This is a genomic window from Frateuria soli (assembly GCF_021117385.1).
In the GTDB taxonomy this organism is placed as follows: domain Bacteria; phylum Pseudomonadota; class Gammaproteobacteria; order Xanthomonadales; family Rhodanobacteraceae; genus Frateuria_A; species Frateuria_A soli.
In genome coordinates, this window is sequence record NZ_CP088252.1 from 1,818,692 (window position 1) to 1,834,617 (window position 15,926).

The following is a 15,926-nucleotide window of genomic DNA, read 5'->3' on the forward strand; positions in this document are numbered from 1 at the left end:
CCGGATCGACGACCAGTGTGGTTGCCACGGACCGTCCCGATAAGCCGGTGTATCGTGCAAGGGGCATTCGGAAAACCGGGACAATCGACCATGCACCGCTCGGGACTCATCGAACTGGACGCCGTCCTTGCGGTGGCGCGCCGGGGCAGCTTCCGCGCCGCGGCGAGAGAGCTGGGCATGTCCACCTCGGCCGTGAGCAGCGCCGTGGCGGGGCTGGAGACCCGGCTGCAGGCGCGCCTGTTCCATCGGACGACCCGCAGCGTGGCGCTCACCGAGGCGGGCCAGCGCTACGTCGAACGCATCGCACCGGCCGTGGCCGAGATCCGCGGCGCGGCCGAGCAGATCCACGGCGACCCGCTGACGCCGGCGGGCACGCTGCGGATCAATGCCTCGCTGGGCGCGGCGCAGATGATTCTCTCCACGCTGGTGGTTGATTACCTGCGCCGCTATCCGCGCATGAACGTGGAAATCACCAGCCAGACCGAGATGATCGACATCGTGGCGCGGGGCTTTGACGCCGGCATCCGGCTGGCCGAGAGCGTGCCGCAGGACATGATCGCGGTACCGCTCAGCCCGGACCTGCGGCAGGTCATCGTGGGCTCGCCCGCGTACCTGGCCGAAAACGGCGTGCCGCAATCACCCGCCGACCTGACCGCGCACGTCGCCATCCGCACGCGCCTGTCGCACGGCGGGCTGTACCGCTGGGAACTGGAGCGCCACGGCGAGTCGCTGTCCGTGGACGTACCCGGTCGCCTGGTGCTCGACGATATCGGGCTGATCCGCGACGCCACCTGCGCCGGCCTCGGCCTGGCGTTCCTGTCCGAATGGCATATCGCAGGCGAGCTGGCCAGCGGCCAGCTGGTTCGGGTGCTGGAAGACTGGTGCCCACCTTTCCCGGGGCTGCGCCTCTACTACCCAGGCCACCGGCACGTACCGGCGGGGTTGCGTGCGCTGGCCGAGCTGGCGCGAATGCGGGTCAACGCGACCGAGGCATTGCCGAGGCGCTAACGCGTCGGACCACAAACCGTTGGCTCCCGAGAGGGCCACTCGCTCGACTTTGAAGTGCACGCCGACCCCGGTTTCAGCACCGCTGGCGGATACAGGGAGCCAGGTTCATTTGCTGGCTCCGGAAAGTGGACGCGCCACCTCTCCTGGGGCCGAAAAACGAAACTGAGCCCATCGTTCAACCCGCCGCCGGGCCCGTGTCGTACCCGTGCCGGGTTCCTGTCGTCACGAACCGCCCGGGTGAGGCAGGATGATGCCGGATACCGAACACCCGATGCCGGGGAACATCCATGCAAATCGATAGCGCGCGACTCCGGGAACTGCGCACCGCTCGCCAGTGGTCGCAGGAACAGGTAGCCGAATTGAGCGGCCTCAACCTGCGAACCATCCAACGCCTCGAATCGGGCGCCAAGGTCTCGACCGAATCCCTGCGAGCACTGGCCGCCGTCTTCGAGGTGCCGGCCGAGAGTCTGCTCGTGGGCCAGCCGGCACCCGGTCAGCCTGCCCTCGAGGCGATGCGTGACGGGGTGCTGCGCGGCCTGGATTTCACCGGCACGACCCCGCGCGCGGCGTTCTGGTGGTTTGCACTCGGCGTGGTCATGCTGCTGGCGCTTGCGCAGATGTTGTCCGATGCCATGGGTCCGCTGCCGATCCAGATCGCATCCCTGGTCGTGCTGGTGCCGTGGATCGCGGCGTGCACCCGGCGCCTGCGCGACGCGGGTCTGAGCCCATGGTGGCAGTTGATCAGCCTGGCGCCGGTAGCGGGGATCCTGGTGCTGCTTTACCTGCTCACCTATCCGTCCAAGACCGTGGAGCCGTCGAAGGTGGCGGTCGGCTGAAGCGTCCGGGAAAGGATGCAGCCCTCGCAAAAAGCAAAAAAGGGACGTGATCAACTGACATGGCTTGCCTGGCCGAGTCCCTTATTCGCAAGGAAAACAGGGCTGCCCTCCCATATTTGTATGAGGACCACCTGCCGCTGGTGCAGGCCTTCGCAGGCATGAGCTACGGCATGGCTGTCGAGGCGTCTTGAGCTTCCAGCGTCCAGCCGTGACGGGTGGTCGCGCATGCCCCCCTCTATCAAGGGGACTCTATGCAAGGGCACGCTGCACCGCCATCACTGCCGCAGGATCTTCTCCATCGCCCTGCCCTTCGCCAACTCGTCCACCAGCTTGTCAAGCTGGCGGATCCTGCGCATCAGCGGATGCTCCACCTCCTCCACCCGCACCCCGCAGACCACGCCGGTGACCAGCGCCGCGTTCGGGTTGAACTTCGGCGCCTGGCCGTAGAAGGTTTCCAGGTCGTTGTCGCTCTCGTTCTGCTTGCGCAGGCCGGCCGCCGTATAGCCGGTCAGCCATCGGATGACCTGGTCCAGCTCCTCCCGCGTGCGGCCCTTGGCCTCCACCTTCTTCACGTACATCGGATACAGGCTGGCCCACCTGATCGCGAATACCTTTTCCTGGCGCATGGCTGCTGGTCGACCTCCGCGCTGCTGACGTCGCTGGAAATGTCGAGATCGTCGCCCTTCTCCGACCCCATCCGGGCGCTGGGCAAGCGAACCCGAGCCCGATGTTGCGCAAGGAACATCAACCGCCGTACTGCTTCGGAATCCGCAGATCCGGCCGCTCGCCCTGCCAGTAGATCGTCATGATCCACCAGCGGTGGCCGTCGAACAGCAGCTGGATGCTGTTGATGCCGCGCTGGAAAGGCTTGCCGGCCGCTTCGTGGCGCGTTTCGTAGGTGCTGAACACCTGGGCGATGTTGCCGAAACGTTGCACCGTGCGGTGCAGCTCGTCCTCGAAAAAGCCGTTCTTTTGCAGATCCGGGTCGCTGGCAAAACGGATGAACTCGTCCACGTTCAGCACACGCGCCGAAGTGACGCCGTCCTTGCTGGTGTGCGTGGGTATCAGCCGCGCGCCCGGCGCGAACAGCGAACGCAGGCGATCCCAGTCCCGACGGTGGCCCTTCGGTCCGGAAATCACGTCATAGGCCGCTTTGAGGATCGCGTCGATCGACGCCACGTCCGCAGGGCGCGCGGTCGGCGTGGCGGGGGTCTCCGTTGCGGCAGTACCGGATGCCGCACTGGCTGCCGCGGTCTGGGCGGCGGCCGCCTGCGGCAGGGAGGCCGCGAGCGCCAGTGCGCATGGCATAAGCAGTGTACGGAACGAAACCGGGGTCATGAGGCGTTCTCCGTGTATGGGTATCGCTTCGGGTAGATCTCGATGTTCCAGCCGGTGCACATCATGCAAGCACCTGCAGACCATCCACCAGTCATCCGCGGGGAGCGGGACGAGCGCCCAGACTCACAGATCCGGCAGCCGGCGCCAATGGCCTGACGTTGGCTTCGATGGGCCGCGCCCTGTTTTTCTCAGGGTGGCGAAGAGCCTCACCTAAGAAAGATGGCGCGGCCCTTTTTCCCGTCACGTTAGGGGGTACGTCCGTGGCAAGGAAGTGGCAAGGAAGGAGGTCAGGTTCAGTTCCCGGCGCCAGGGGCTCGATCAGCTACCTCCGTCCCCTGGTTGGCCTCCCTTTTATCGGCGAACCCATCCGCGGCCAGCTCCTGCCTGGATGACCTGCACCCGCCGAGCGGGAGCCTCGGCCCTATCCGCGATTCCTCCACACGTGCGCCGCCGTTGATCGGTATCAACCCGCCGCGCGTCCGGCGGCGTTAGTAGTCGACGCCCCCACCGGATCACCTTGGAGGGTGAAGACCATGAACGCTCCCGTTCTCCTGAACCATCACCGGACACTCCTCGCGCTGTGCCTGTCCCTTGCGCTGGCCGGGATCGGCCACACGCCGCCTGCCGCGGCCGCCACACAGGTGCTCACCCCCGATCCACGCGTACACCCTGCGAGCGGCACACCCTGCGTGGTGCAGCTCATGGACAACCAGCCGTTTTCCGGCGAAGGCGAGTACACCACCGACAACCATTTCGCCTACATGCCGCCACCGGCCTGCCGGCCGCCGTGGGCCAAGGTCGTACTGCAGGTGGACCTGAGCAGTTCGCGTCACACCGTCGTCAACGATATCGGCATCTCGCTGGGCGGCATCCGCCTGTTCCACCAGGCGGCCCCACGCTACGACCTGCCCGCCAGCTGGCACGCCGAGCGCGACCTCACCGACTACAGCCGGCTGTTTACGGCGCCACATACCGGGTCCTACTGGACGCTGAAGGATTCGGAGAACATCGACCCGGGTGGCCAGGGCTCCGCCTTCACCGGTAGCGCGCGTCTGCTGTTCTATCCGCCGACGACACAGACCCCCGCCCCCAGGGTTCCCGACGCCGTGGTCCGGCTGGATGGGAGCACGCCGGTACGCCTGCCCCACAACATCGTTCGCGCCTACCTGGACGTGGAGAATGCGCAGCCCTGGTGGTACCTGTGCCTGCCGGACGAGATCCTGGGCACGAACCCGGACCTGATCGACGTCTTCGCGCCCGGCGATCAGCTCAAGAATTCGATCTTCCCGCAGGAAACGGCCTGTGGCGGCGGCGGCTTCCGCGAGATCCGCGTGGACGTGGACGGCACACCGGCCGGCGTGGCGCCGGTGTTTCCGCTGCTGCCGGCAGACCCGAGCGTGAACTACCTGCGCAACGCCCTGAACGTGCCGACGCCCACGCTGCAGATGCTGAACATCATTCCCTACCGGGTCGACCTGAGCCCCTTCTCGGGCGGGTTCAATGCCGCCGGCCTCCACGTGGTTTCCGTGCCCGGAGTCCTGCTGCTGTACCTGGATCGCAACCGCACCTTCGTCAGCGGCGGCATCATCAAGAACACGCTGACCGGCAGGCCGGGGGATCCGACCTACACCAGCACCCTCACCCGCGATGCGCAGAAGAAGCGGCTGCAGGGAACCATCCGCACACGGCAGTCGCGCCAGTTCGAAATCCGGGGGTTCGTGAACACCTCAAGGGGACGTATCGACTCGTCCGTGCGGCAGTCCAGTGACTTCGACAACAGCCAATCGATGTATCTCACGGGCCCGCACCAATCCCACGGCAAGCCGGTGGACAAGTTCTACGAGGAGGTCGTCTCCCTGCAAAGCACGACGAACCGGACCAGCCGCCGCACGGCCGGCACCACCCTGCTCGGCAAGGACGTCGAGCAGGTGAGCTATCCCCTCGCATACACCTATCAAATGGCAACGACTTCGCAGGACATCGGAGACGGCTGGGCCATCGCACTGCGCAAGGGCACCGTGAAGGCAGTGCAGCACTGGTTGGTGGACACCGACCATTACCGGCCCGGCCAGGGCCACTACGTCACCCACCTGGACGAGTCCTTCGCCGGAAGCCGCACCCACGCCTACGACAACTGGGACGCCCATCTGCAGAACCCCTCCACCGACACCCACTGGGGAAGCGTCGCCAAACACCTCTTCAGCGACAACTTCGGCAGCTGCTTCCAGGGCTCGGTGGTCGCCCGCGAAGGCGCGGTGGTTTCGACCGGCCGCGGCGCCGGCTGCCCGGGCGGCCACAACCAGGTGCGCTGGTTCGCGCACCCTGACGGGTCGCCCGACAGCCTGGGCTGGTGGCACTGACCAACCTCCGGAGAAGGCGCGTCAGGGATGACGGCCAGGGAGGGCAAACAAGCGGACGGGGCGCCGGCTCCGCCCGCTTGTTCCTTGTCCGGACATCCACATCGTCAGCGGATCGCAGGCCTGCGATGCGCGCCACGGCGGCGCTCCGCGGCCACGCCTTTCAGGTTCCGAACCATTCCGGCCCCGCTTCCTGCATGACGATCGAATCCGCACCGATGCTCTTGAGCGCGAGCAGCCGGCGAAAACTGGTGGGATCCGCCCGGATCCGGCCTGCAGTCATGCCGAACCGGTCATACTTGCCCGTTCCCCCTGACCGTTACCCTCGACCCATGAAGACTCCCACCGGCCTGCAGGCGCTGATCGACGATGGCGTCATCGACGCGGTCCTGCGCCCGCTCAAGAGCGGCAAGGAGGCGTCCGTCTACGTGGTTCGCTCAGGCCCGCACGTGCGCTGCGCGAAGGTCTACAAGGACATGGCGCAGCGCAGTTTCCAGCAGCGCGTGCAGTACCAGGAGGGTCGCAAGGTCCGCGGCAGCCGCCAGGCACGCGCGATCGGCAAGGCCAGCAAGTTCGGGCGCAAGGAAGCGGAGGCCGCCTGGAAGAATGCCGAGGTGGACGCGCTCTACCTGCTCGCCGACGCCGGCGTGCGCGTGCCGCGGCCCCACGGCTACTTCAACGGCGTGCTGGTGATGGACCTGGTGACCGACGCCGACGGCGAATCGGCCCCGCGCCTGGGCGAAGTGGACCTCTCGCCGGACACCGCGCGCGAATACCACCGCACCCTCATCCGCCAGGTCGTGCGCATGCTTTGCGTCGGCCTGATCCACGGCGACCTCTCGCCCTACAACGTGCTGGTGGCGCCGGACGGCCCGGTGATCATCGACCTGCCGCAGGTGGTCAGCGCCTCGGGCAACAACGCCGCACGCACCATGCTGCGACGGGACGTGGGCAACCTGACCATCTGCCTCTCGCGCTTCGCGCCGGAGCTGCTCGACACCTGGTACGCCGAGGAAATGTGGGCGCTGTTCGAACAGGGCGAGCTGCACCCGGACAGCGAACTGACCGGTCGCTTCGAATTCGACGAAAGCGACGTGGACATCGACAGCGTGATGCAGTCCATCATCGACGCCCGCGAGGAGGCGATCATCCGCCAGCAAGGGCGCGAGGCCGCGGAACGCGGAGACTGACCGGCGGCGACACGGCTGCACAGCACCCTTGGCGATCGCTCACCCGAGGCCATGGAGAGACGGACCGGAGGTGCCTGATTGGACCGCCCGAGAAGGCGGAACTGGCTCAACCCGTTCTCTTTGATTCCTGAAATGGGGCTCTGGCTGGTCGAGAGCGACGCCGAATTGCACTCTGCCCCCCCGTTTTTGAGGCCCCGGTTCTTGCTGCGGGCAGCGGCCAAACAGAAGGGTCCATCCACCACTGCAAGGAAAAAAGAACCCCGATCTCGCGGTAAGCCTCGTCTAAGGCCCCGCGCCTAGCATGGTGCTCCTTGAAATGCCCATGGAGCAGACGTGGAGAGCAAAATCGTTACCACCAAGGTACCCGAGGTCACCCTGCTGTTCTGGATCATCAAGGTGCTCGCCACCACGCTGGGCGAAACCGGCGGCGACAGCCTGTCGATGTCGATGAACCTGGGTTACCTGGTAAGCACGGGGATCTTCGCGCTCGCCTTCGTCATCGCGGTGACCGTGCAGATCCGGGCCGAGCGCTTTCACCCGCTGATCTACTGGATCACCATCATCGCCACCACCACGGTGGGTACGACACTCGCGGATTTCGCGGACCGGTCCCTGGGCATCGGATATCCGGGCGGCACAGCCATCCTGCTGGTGCTCCTGCTGGCCTCGCTTTTCACCTGGTACAGGACTCTCGGCACGGTCGCCGTCCACTCGGTGCAATCGCCCCTGAGCGAAGTCTTCTACTGGGTGACGATCATGTTTTCGCAGACCCTCGGCACCGCACTCGGCGACTGGACGGCGGACAGCCTGGGGCTGGGCTATCTCGGCGGCGCCGTGCTGTTTGGATCGCTCCTGGCCCTGATTGCGCTGGCCTACTACCGGACGCGCATCTCACACACGCTGCTGTTCTGGGCCGCCTTCATCCTCACCCGCCCGCTCGGTGCGGTGGTCGGAGACCTGCTCGACAAGCCCCTGGGACAAGGGGGGCTGGCGCTCAGCCGGTACATGGCTTCCGGTGTCCTGCTTGCGGCGATTCTGCTGTTGGTCCTCGTGTTTCCGCACCGCCCGGCAAGGGCCTCGGTTCCAGTGCACGAGTGAGCTGATTCCACGTCGAACAACGGGCGAACAACGGGGCCAGATTCATTTCCTGTCACCACGACCAAGGTCCAGCCGCCGACGATGGCAGCGGGCTGCAAGTCGGGATCGGAGCCTCAACCACCTCCGTCACCCTGGTCACGATCCCGTGCGCCCGGCGTAACGGGTGGCGTCCTACGCTCACGCTTCCGCCCGTCCACTGGCAACGGGCATCGGAGGTGTCGCATGACGGACCACGACCCGATCTGGCCATCCTTGCCATACACCGCTTGGCAGGACACCTACGCGACCCTGCATCTGTATTCGCAGGTGGTAGGCAAGGTGGCGCTCGCGCTGGCGCCGCCGCTCAACCATTGCTGGGGCGTAGCACTGCACGTGACCCCGCGCGGCCTGTCTACCGGCATGCTGCCGCACGGCTCACGCTCGTTCACGCTCGCCTTCGACTTCCTCGACCACACCCTGGAAATCGCCTGCACCAGCGGCGCCACCCGCCGGCTGCCGCTGGCATCGCGCAGCATCGGGGCGTTCCACCGGGCGCTGATGGAGGCACTCGCGGACATGGGCCTGGCGGTGCGGATCTGGCCGGTGACCGTCGAGATGCCCACGCCGATACGGCTGGACGACGACACCCGGACAGTGAGCTACGCCGGCGCCTGGGCGCAGAGGTTCTGGCGCAGCCTGGTGCAGGTCGACCGCGTGTTCGCCTCGTGGCGCAGCGACTACGCCGGCAAGAGCAGCCCGGTCAATTTCTTCTGGGGCAGCTTCGACCTGGCGGTGACGCGGTTCTCCGGGCGCAAGGCGCCGCCGCGCACTGGTCCGGCGTTCGAGCGCGACGCCTACTCCCACGAAGTGATCAGCCACGGCTTCTGGCCCGGCGACGCACGACTGCCGGAGGCGGCGTTCTACGCCTACGCCGTGCCACAGCCGGCAGGGCTGGCCGAAGCGACCGTGCAACCCCCTCAAGCGTATTTCCACCGGGAACTGAGCGAGTTCATCCTGCCCTACGAGGCGGTCCGGCAGAGCGCCTCGCCCGAACGGACGCTCCAGGCGTTTCTGCAAAGTACGTGGGACCGGGCTGCCGAGCTGGGTGAGTGGGATCGTGCTGCGCTCGAACGGCGGCAGGAAGACAAAAAAGAGAGGTTGATTTAGCGACACGGACAAATAAGCCTGACGCCCTTTCGCACTCTTGCCCCAGCGTTTTGAGAAAGCGAGGCGTGCCTCAGTAGCATGAACCGGGTCAGCGTCGATTTTGAAAGTGCACTCTTCACAGCAGGCTTGGATATCGCTCACCCCAGGCCCTTGAGAGACAGCCAGAAGATGCCTGAATGAGCCGTCCGAAAGTGCGGCATCGGCTCACCCCATCCCTTCGTTTGGCTTTGGTGCGGGAGCTTTATTCCATTTCCCTTTATTAGGGACTGCCCCCGCGCCTTTCGTTACAGTTCTTCAGCCAGCTTTTCCAGCCGTGGTCGGAACACATTGACGTATCGATTGATCGCGTCACTAAGGAAGAGTTTGATCTCCTCCTGATTAGCTGGATCAAGCAAGTCCGGGAAGTGCTTGAACGATCCTATCGCGTACTTGCCGTCGTTCGCCTCCCAATGCGCATCTATCCCGAGTTGGGCATTGATATCCTCTTGCTGGCGAAGAAGCTTCTGGTAAAGATCATCCGCGAGCGCCCCTCGCAGGAAGGTCAGGAACACGCCTACCCTTCGATATCGCTGGGAAAAGTACATTGTTACCCATGCCTGCCCACCGCCCCCAGGCGGCATCGGAAAGAAGGCATTCGCTATTTTTCGCTCCGTCGGCTTCGGTACAGGCTGAGACTTATCGTCTAGTTCGAGGCTGCCGAGAAACTCAGGCCAGAATTTCATGTAGAAGCGCTCAAGATCCGACGGCGGTGTTCCCACCATCGCGCTTTGCTCAACCTCATCCATTGATTCGTCATCCTGCGTCTCAAGGCGCCCGTCGCGAAAAGTGACGACAGTTCTCTTGATTACGACGGTCTTCGCAAGCACACGGGGTTGGACGAGGGTGCCCAAACCGTCCGCTTTGTACAGGCCTAGCTCAACGAGACCAAACGTGAATGCCAAATGCCCGGATCTTTCCATGAAATCGGCGATAGCGGCGACGCCTTCGCGGATGCCATCGCCCACCACGAGGAGGAGGAAGTGACCTTCCCTGAGAGATCGTGAAACCTCGTCTACGAACCTCGCCTCTTCTAGCGTCGGATCACGTTGGCGAACCAGCTCGTACAGCACATTTCCGGTGCGTTTGGTGGCACGGGATACTTCGCGCTGTAAGTCTTCGTAGTCCCAGCGGGAAAGCTCCTTTGCGTAGTCCAGGATCTGCCCGACCACCTTCCTTCGCGCCTCAGGGTTGCGCCAAAGCTTCGCCTCAACGACAACCAAGCGCCCCTTGGGGGTCACGTACAGCACATCCAAGGGTCCTGCTTGCGTGTTGAGCTCCGTACAGACCGGGATCAAGCCTTCATAGGCGCGATCAATCTCGGCCACTGGAAGGGTCTCGGGATGCTCAAAAACAAGCTCCTGAATGAACAGCTCGTCGTAATCACCACCTCCACCCAGCGGCAGCCGCGCTAGCCGCGAAGCCCCGGCCGCCCCGATGAGAATGGGAGTTGCATACGGATCATCTGCCACGGCTTCCTCCAGAAAGCGGGATCAGCTTCCGGTACGGGATCGGAAAGAATGAAGTCGGTTTCGCAATCAACGGCATGATAAGCACCTGACACCCACTTTCCTCGCCTCGATGTTGCAGGGTCGCTTCAGCGTCCTTGGAACACGTGTTCGCGGTGAAACTGCAGGTACCCCTTCAGCTTCGCATTCGGCTTCCGCGTCAAGCTGGACGGTATGGAAAGCGCGACTCGCTCCGGCTGGGTGAGCACATCGGCGACCATCATCGTGCCGTCATCCCCGAAGCTGATCAGCCCGACGTCGAAAAGTGCGTCGAGGTTGGCCGACAGCATGAGGCCATTGTTTGAATCAAGCCGTTGGGTTCTACCCCGTTTCCACGGACGGTTTGATTAAGGCTGAAAACTCCCGGTCCCGCCTGGCGACTCTACGACGCATGCGCGGGTTGTGGAACCGCTCGAGGTAATCGAACAGGTCAGCACGCGCCTCGTTCCTCGTCCGGTAGCTGCGTCGGTACACCCGCTCGCGTTTGAGCACACCGAAAAAGCCTTCGCACGCCGCGTTGTCGGCGCAGTGTCCGACGTCGCTCATGCTGCAGACCAGAGCGTTGCCGCCCAGGAACTTCTGGTACGTACCGCTGATGAACTGGCCACCCCGATCGGAGTGCAGGATGAGCTCCGAACTTCCCTCCCGCTGCCACACGGCCATCTGGACCGCCCGCACGACCATGTGGCGATCCTGGCGGTGGTGCATCGACCAGCCGACCACGAGCTTGCTGTAAAGATCGACCACCACGCACACATAAAGCTTGCCTTCCTGGGTCACGACCTCGGTGATATCGGTGACCCACTTGGTTTCCGGTTCATTTGCATTGAAGTCGCGTTCGAGCCGGTTGATGACGCCGACCGGGCGAGAGCCCGGCTTGCCGCCGAACCGGCGCTTCCTGCGTCGTGGCCAACCTTGCAGACCCTCGCCGGCCATCAACCGCGCCACCCGGTTGAGGCTGACGTGCTCGCCCTCGTCGCCGAGGTCCTCGTGCATGCGAGGGGCGCCGATCACGCCCTTGCTGTCCTCATGGATCTCCCGAATGCGCTCCAGCAGGCGCGCATTCGCCTGTGCCCGTGGCCCCGGCTTGCGCCCGGCCCAGGCGTAGAAACCACTGGTTGAAACTTCCAGGCAGCGGCACATCATCCCGACGGGATAGTCGCTGCGGCAGCGCTCAATCACCGCGTACCGTTCGGTGATTGCTTCGCGAAGTACGCTGCCGCGTCTTTTAAAAAATCTCGTTCCTTCGTGACTCGTGCTAGCTCGCGCTTGAGGCGAGCCAGCTCCTCGTCGCGAGGCGTGCCGCCGCCGGGGAACGCCTTGCCCCCCTCGCTCTCCGCCTCGCGCACCCAACGGGTGAGCATGTTGGGGTTGACCCCGACCTCCAGGGCGATCTGGCGGCAACTCGACTTCGATCGCCGGACCAGCTCGACGAGCTCCCGCTTGTACTCGGGGCTGTAACGCTTGCGCTTCGACATGGACACTCCTTTGGCCCAGTATGAGCCTTAGTGAAAGTGTCCGCAGAATCGGGGTAGAACCCCTTCATGTCCCGCAGGAGTCGCTCTGCGCGTCGAAGGAGATCCTCGTCGAAGTACTGACGCCACTTGGTCTCGACGATGATTGCCTCGCAGGTAAGCTCCAGATGCCCGAGCTCCCAGAGTTTCACGAAGCCGTCTGATGGCACCCCACTGGCCAGAATCCGCTTGACGGTCTCGAAACCGCCGTCGGCCTCCAGCATGCCTTTGAAGCGACTCGGTACGTACTTGAGTTTCTCCGCCTCGCGCACCGCGCTTCTCAGGTAGGCGGTGAATTCCTCATTCAATCGAGCATCCATCTCTTGCTCCTCAATGCGTTATCGGATCCATGGGGTGCGCATAAGGGCCCGCTGACCCAACAGTTGAACACATACCTTCCCGTCACGCGGGTGCCTCGCCGAGGCCATCCGGGTGCGTGCCCGGAAAGGGAACGAGCTGCGCCGAGGGCAGCAGGTGCTGGCGCAGCAGGTCAAGCGGGCGGTGATATTCCATGCCGTGACGCTGGTTGCGGCCCAGGGCGGGATGCTTGAACAGTCCGTTCCAGTCCTGGGCAGCCACCGAGGCTGGCGTGCGGTCGGTGTGTTCCAGGGCCATCCAGCACTCGAACTTGCGCTGGTTGAGGGAGGACAGCAGGCTGCGGTCGCGAGTGGCGGCGAAGGCGAATCCGGCGTGGAAGCCGTGCAGCTCGGCGTCCACTGCCGGGCCGTGCAGGCCGTACAGCTCGCACAGCGAGGCGAACTGCAGCAGCGCGCGCTCATGGCATCGGCGCAGGCCGGCGGCGTTGCCAGACAGCATCAGCACCGCGCCGGTGGCCGCATTGAGCATCACCACGAACGGCTGGCGGTGCCAGAAGTCGATATCCGCATACCACTCGCCCAGCGGGTTGGCCTGCGGCGCGGGCTCCGGTGGCTTGGCCGGTTGCTTCAGGCGCTTGAGCAGCTTGGCGGTGCAACGCAAGACGGTCATGCCACGCGCACCTGGCCGTTCATCAGCAGGGGGAGGAGCCAGTCGCGGAGTTGGGTGAGTTCAACATTCTCCAACTCCGCCAGTTTCTGGCGCTGCACGATCGGCTCAATCGCGCTGCAAAAAGCACTTGTTACAGCCTTGTCCGGGAGAACGGCATGCACGGACTTAAGCACGCCACCGGAGATCTCCACGAAGGTGGAACCGGACGCATGCTGGATGATCGTGGGCAACGCTCGCTTGACCGCGTAGTAGACGAACGATGTGCCATAGCCCTTGGATGGCACGAACGACTTGAACCCCTGGTTTGTCGTCACCGGATTCAAGGCAATGGCCAGATAGCCGACTGGCGCGCGGGAGCTCATAAGCACCGTGCCTGCCGGGTACAACGTCAACGAGGCCGCGCGCATGCCCGCCTCGGACACGTCGGTTTCGCCCCGCGCTATGAATTTGTTCCCCTTGTTGTTCGATAGGTCCTTGGGCGTTATCCACGGGATCATGCCTTGCCCGAAGTTAGCGGCCTCCGCTGTGGAAGGCGTGCTTCCGCCTGCGATCTTTCCGAGCGCCTCCAGCGAGCCTGCGTCCCACCCCGCCGGGATCTCCCGCTTGAGGGTGCCGTTCCAGACCATCGCGCCGCCGCTGGACTTGTAGGGGCGGCCCTGGGCATCGGGGAAGTCGAACTGCACGAACCAGTAGTCGTAGATCGTCTTTGCCAGCGCCTCCAGCTCGGCGTTGATGCGGTTGTTGAGGTCGATCATGGACATCAACAAGTGCAGGAACTCGCCAATGCTGGCCTGCGTATCCAAATCTGGAAGTAGCAGATCAAGATATGAAAAGATATTTTCGTTGAGGCTCGCCCTCAGCACCATGACCGCGTTGTTGGTCATGGTTTTGCGAAACAGTGGACTTCTCAGATAGAAGGCCATGAACTTGGGGTCTGTAAGCCCCGGCGCTTTAGGCCTAAGCCTCTTGAGGAAGCCGCTGTAGGTGGCTTGCGGAAAGTCCTTGAGTGCCACGCAGCTCATGCCGAGCTCGTCGACTGTCTCACTCGTCCGGGTCAGGAATACGTCACCCGCTCGGATTGAGTACCTGCTTTGCTCGGATTCTGAGGTGTCCATCCGATCAGGAAGGACGTCGGGCACGAAGTAGTGGTTGAAGACCGTGGAAAAGGACAGGAATGGCGCGCCGTGACCAGCCTGCGCGGCACTGGTGGAGATGCCTGAGCTCATCTCATAGAGTTCTGAGAACGACTGCGGTCTGAGCTTAGCCACAGATCAACCCCTGCAGCTTCTCGCCTATGGCTTGCTCCAAGTCTCGCGATTCAGCAAAGAGATCTTGCAGCCTTTGGCTATAGCCATTGACTCTCTCGGTAAATTGCTCCGGCGTGATGTCCACGTACTCAATCTTTACGTCGAAATACTGCCCCGCGCTCAGCGAATAATTCTTCCCCGCAATCTCCTCATACCCCACCACCACCGAAAAATCCTCCACCGCCTCGCGGGCGTTGAAGGTCTCCACGATCCGCTGTTCCTCGGCATGGCTGAGCAGGGTCTTCTGGTTCTTGCCCTCCTTCACCTTCTCGCCGAGCGCGGAGGCGTCGATCAGCACCACCTGCTCGCGCTGGCTAGCGTCCAGGAACAGGATCGACACGTTGGTGCCGGTGGTGGCGAAGATGTTGCTGGGCATGGACACCACGCCGGCGATCAGCTTCTCGTCCACCAGCTTCTGGCGGATCTTCAGCTCGATTCCGTTCGCCGCCGTGATAAAGCCGGTCGGCACCACAATGGCCGCTTTGCCGCCGGGCTTGAGGCTGGCGATGATGTGCTGGATGAACAGGAGGTAGATCGCCATCTTGTCCTTCGCCTTGTTTGGCACCTTGGGGATGCCGGCGAAGAACCGTGCCGCGTTGGCGTCGGTGTCCAGGTCGTCGCGGAAGTCGGAGAAGTCCATCTTGAACGGCGGATTGGACACGATGTAGTCGAACTGGCGCAGCCGGCTGGGCGAGACCGGGTCGCGGTGCACCGGATGCAGGATGGTGTTGCCCTGGGTGATGTGCGGGATGGAGTGCACCAGCTTGTTGAGCACGAGGTTCAGACGTAACAGGCTGGAGGATTTCTGTGAGATGTCCTGCGAAAAAATACTGCAATTCTGCTCACCGATCGCATGGGCCAGAGCCATCAGCAAGGTGCCGGAGCCAGAGGCCGGGTCGTAGCAGGTGACGTCCTTCACCCTGCCCCGCTGGTCCGGCGGCACCAGGATGTCGGCCATGATGGTCGCCACCGCGTGGGGTGTGTAGTACTCGGCGTATTTACCGCCATTGTCCTTGTTGTAGTCCTTGATCAGGTACTCGAACAGGGCCGCATAGAAGTCGTACTTTTGCTCGAACAGGTGCTCGAAGCTAACGCCGACCAGCTTGTTGAACATCGCGCGCACAAAACCGTCACGCTTTTCATCGCCTCCCCGGACGTTTCTCTCGATCAGGCGTTCAAATAGAGGCTCCGTCTCGTTCCCCTCTGTATGCACCGCGAAGATGTCGTTGTTTGCCACGGCGATGGCGATCAGCGTGTCATCGAACAGCTTGGCGAAGCCGTGCTCACTCTGGCGGTTGAACAGGCTGGGGAGGAGTTGTGCTGCCGTGAGTCGCGGCACGTCTGCATCCAGCTGCAGACCAAGCATGTCGCGCTCGGCGGCGGGCATGGCTTGCCAGGCGGCGATCCAGTCGCTGGCGCTAGCCAGCCTAGGTTCAAGCCGCTTCATCTCATAGGCGAACTTGTCGCTAAGCAGCTTGTAGAGAAAGGTCTGCACGATGATCTTGTATTCGTTGCCGTCGTTGCCCAGGCCGTTCTGGGCACACACGGCCTTGAGGCCGTCGATCAGGTCGCGGGTCTGTTGCTGGTAGCTGGAGGTCATG

At 63.7% G+C, this 15,926-nt stretch carries 13 protein-coding genes and 1 pseudogene; 6 read left to right on the forward strand and 8 right to left on the reverse strand.

Annotation, left to right across the window (positions count from 1 at the left end; translation table 11 throughout):
• Positions 1–90 precede the first annotated feature (90 nt).
• A complete protein-coding gene (locus tag LQ771_RS08380) occupies positions 91–1,008 on the forward strand; it encodes a LysR family transcriptional regulator (RefSeq protein ID WP_231348959.1) in 918 nt (305 codons plus the stop codon).
• Positions 1,009–1,295: 287 nt separating this feature from the next.
• Positions 1,296–1,844 carry a DUF805 domain-containing protein gene (locus tag LQ771_RS08385; protein WP_231348960.1) on the forward strand — a complete coding sequence of 183 codons (549 nt, stop codon included), beginning with the start codon at positions 1,296–1,298 and terminating at the stop codon, positions 1,842–1,844.
• A gap of 275 nt (positions 1,845–2,119) precedes the next feature.
• Here LQ771_RS08385 and LQ771_RS08390 read toward each other — a convergent pair whose 3' ends face one another.
• Entirely contained in the window at positions 2,120–2,470 is a 351-nt protein-coding gene (locus LQ771_RS08390; RefSeq protein ID WP_231348961.1) for a DUF2200 domain-containing protein, read from the reverse strand.
• A 118-nt stretch (positions 2,471–2,588) separates the two neighbouring features.
• On the reverse strand, positions 2,589–3,182 hold the full coding sequence (locus LQ771_RS08395) for a nuclear transport factor 2 family protein (protein ID WP_231348962.1): 594 nt from the start codon (positions 3,180–3,182) through the stop codon (positions 2,589–2,591).
• Between the two features lie 533 nt (positions 3,183–3,715).
• Between LQ771_RS08395 and LQ771_RS08400 the strand changes: the two genes are divergently transcribed.
• From LQ771_RS08400 to LQ771_RS08415, 4 genes are all read left to right on the forward strand, one after another.
• Positions 3,716–5,542, forward strand: coding sequence for a hypothetical protein (locus tag LQ771_RS08400; protein WP_231348963.1), 1,827 nt, complete (start codon positions 3,716–3,718; stop codon positions 5,540–5,542).
• A gap of 329 nt (positions 5,543–5,871) precedes the next feature.
• Entirely contained in the window at positions 5,872–6,729 is an 858-nt protein-coding gene (locus tag LQ771_RS08405; protein ID WP_231348964.1) for a PA4780 family RIO1-like protein kinase, read from the forward strand.
• A 333-nt stretch (positions 6,730–7,062) separates the two neighbouring features.
• The gene (locus tag LQ771_RS08410; RefSeq protein WP_231348965.1) at positions 7,063–7,827 is read left to right on the forward strand and encodes a COG4705 family protein; all 765 of its coding nucleotides are present in this window, start codon (positions 7,063–7,065) and stop codon (positions 7,825–7,827) included.
• 222 nt (positions 7,828–8,049) lie between these two features.
• Positions 8,050–8,973, forward strand: a complete 924-nt coding sequence (locus tag LQ771_RS08415; protein WP_231348966.1) for a DUF5996 family protein — start codon at positions 8,050–8,052, stop codon at positions 8,971–8,973.
• A gap of 284 nt (positions 8,974–9,257) precedes the next feature.
• On the opposite strand, the gene LQ771_RS08420 is transcribed toward LQ771_RS08415, so the two are convergent.
• The 6 genes and pseudogenes from LQ771_RS08420 to LQ771_RS08445 all read right to left on the reverse strand — a co-directional run bounded on the left by LQ771_RS08420 (position 9,258) and on the right by LQ771_RS08445 (position 15,925).
• The gene (locus tag LQ771_RS08420) at positions 9,258–10,481 is read right to left on the reverse strand and encodes a hypothetical protein (protein ID WP_231348967.1); all 1,224 of its coding nucleotides are present in this window, start codon (positions 10,479–10,481) and stop codon (positions 9,258–9,260) included.
• 125 nt (positions 10,482–10,606) lie between these two features.
• Positions 10,607–10,822, reverse strand: a pseudogene (locus LQ771_RS08425) (HNH endonuclease); the annotation flags it as partial.
• Between the two features lie 16 nt (positions 10,823–10,838).
• Positions 10,839–11,995, reverse strand: a protein-coding gene (locus tag LQ771_RS08430) for an IS3 family transposase (RefSeq protein WP_100224864.1) whose coding sequence is annotated in 2 segments (ribosomal slippage) — positions 10,839–11,746 and positions 11,746–11,995 — 1,158 coding nt in all. Because the reading frame shifts where the segments join, the coding sequence is not laid out codon by codon here.
• Between the two features lie 438 nt (positions 11,996–12,433).
• Positions 12,434–13,018 carry a DUF6933 domain-containing protein gene (locus LQ771_RS08435; RefSeq protein ID WP_231348969.1) on the reverse strand — a complete coding sequence of 195 codons (585 nt, stop codon included), beginning with the start codon at positions 13,016–13,018 and terminating at the stop codon, positions 12,434–12,436.
• Positions 13,015–14,244: a restriction endonuclease subunit S gene (locus LQ771_RS08440; RefSeq protein WP_231348970.1), complete on the reverse strand. Its 1,230-nt coding sequence runs from the start codon at positions 14,242–14,244 to the stop codon at positions 13,015–13,017. Before LQ771_RS08440 ends, LQ771_RS08435 begins: the two co-directional genes overlap by 4 nt.
• A gap of 34 nt (positions 14,245–14,278) precedes the next feature.
• On the reverse strand, positions 14,279–15,925 hold the full coding sequence (locus LQ771_RS08445; protein WP_231348971.1) for an HsdM family class I SAM-dependent methyltransferase: 1,647 nt from the start codon (positions 15,923–15,925) through the stop codon (positions 14,279–14,281).
• Position 15,926: the final 1 nt, after the last annotated feature.

Bases quoted from the DNA above. Each gene is read 5' to 3' on its own strand.
- LQ771_RS08380 (WP_231348959.1), top strand. From the start codon at position 91: ATGCACCGCTCGGGACTCATCGAACTGGACGCCGTCCTTGCGGTGGCG.
- LQ771_RS08385 (WP_231348960.1), top strand. From the start codon at position 1,296: ATGCAAATCGATAGCGCGCGACTCCGGGAACTGCGCACCGCTCGCCAG.
- LQ771_RS08390 (WP_231348961.1), bottom strand. From the start codon at position 2,470: ATGCGCCAGGAAAAGGTATTCGCGATCAGGTGGGCCAGCCTGTATCCG.
- LQ771_RS08395 (WP_231348962.1), bottom strand. From the start codon at position 3,182: ATGACCCCGGTTTCGTTCCGTACACTGCTTATGCCATGCGCACTGGCG.
- LQ771_RS08400 (WP_231348963.1), top strand. From the start codon at position 3,716: ATGAACGCTCCCGTTCTCCTGAACCATCACCGGACACTCCTCGCGCTG.
- LQ771_RS08405 (WP_231348964.1), top strand. From the start codon at position 5,872: ATGAAGACTCCCACCGGCCTGCAGGCGCTGATCGACGATGGCGTCATC.
- LQ771_RS08415 (WP_231348966.1), top strand. From the start codon at position 8,050: ATGACGGACCACGACCCGATCTGGCCATCCTTGCCATACACCGCTTGG.
- LQ771_RS08435 (WP_231348969.1), bottom strand. From the start codon at position 13,018: ATGACCGTCTTGCGTTGCACCGCCAAGCTGCTCAAGCGCCTGAAGCAA.
- LQ771_RS08440 (WP_231348970.1), bottom strand. From the start codon at position 14,244: ATGAGCTCAGGCATCTCCACCAGTGCCGCGCAGGCTGGTCACGGCGCG.
- LQ771_RS08445 (WP_231348971.1), bottom strand. From the start codon at position 15,925: ATGACCTCCAGCTACCAGCAACAGACCCGCGACCTGATCGACGGCCTC.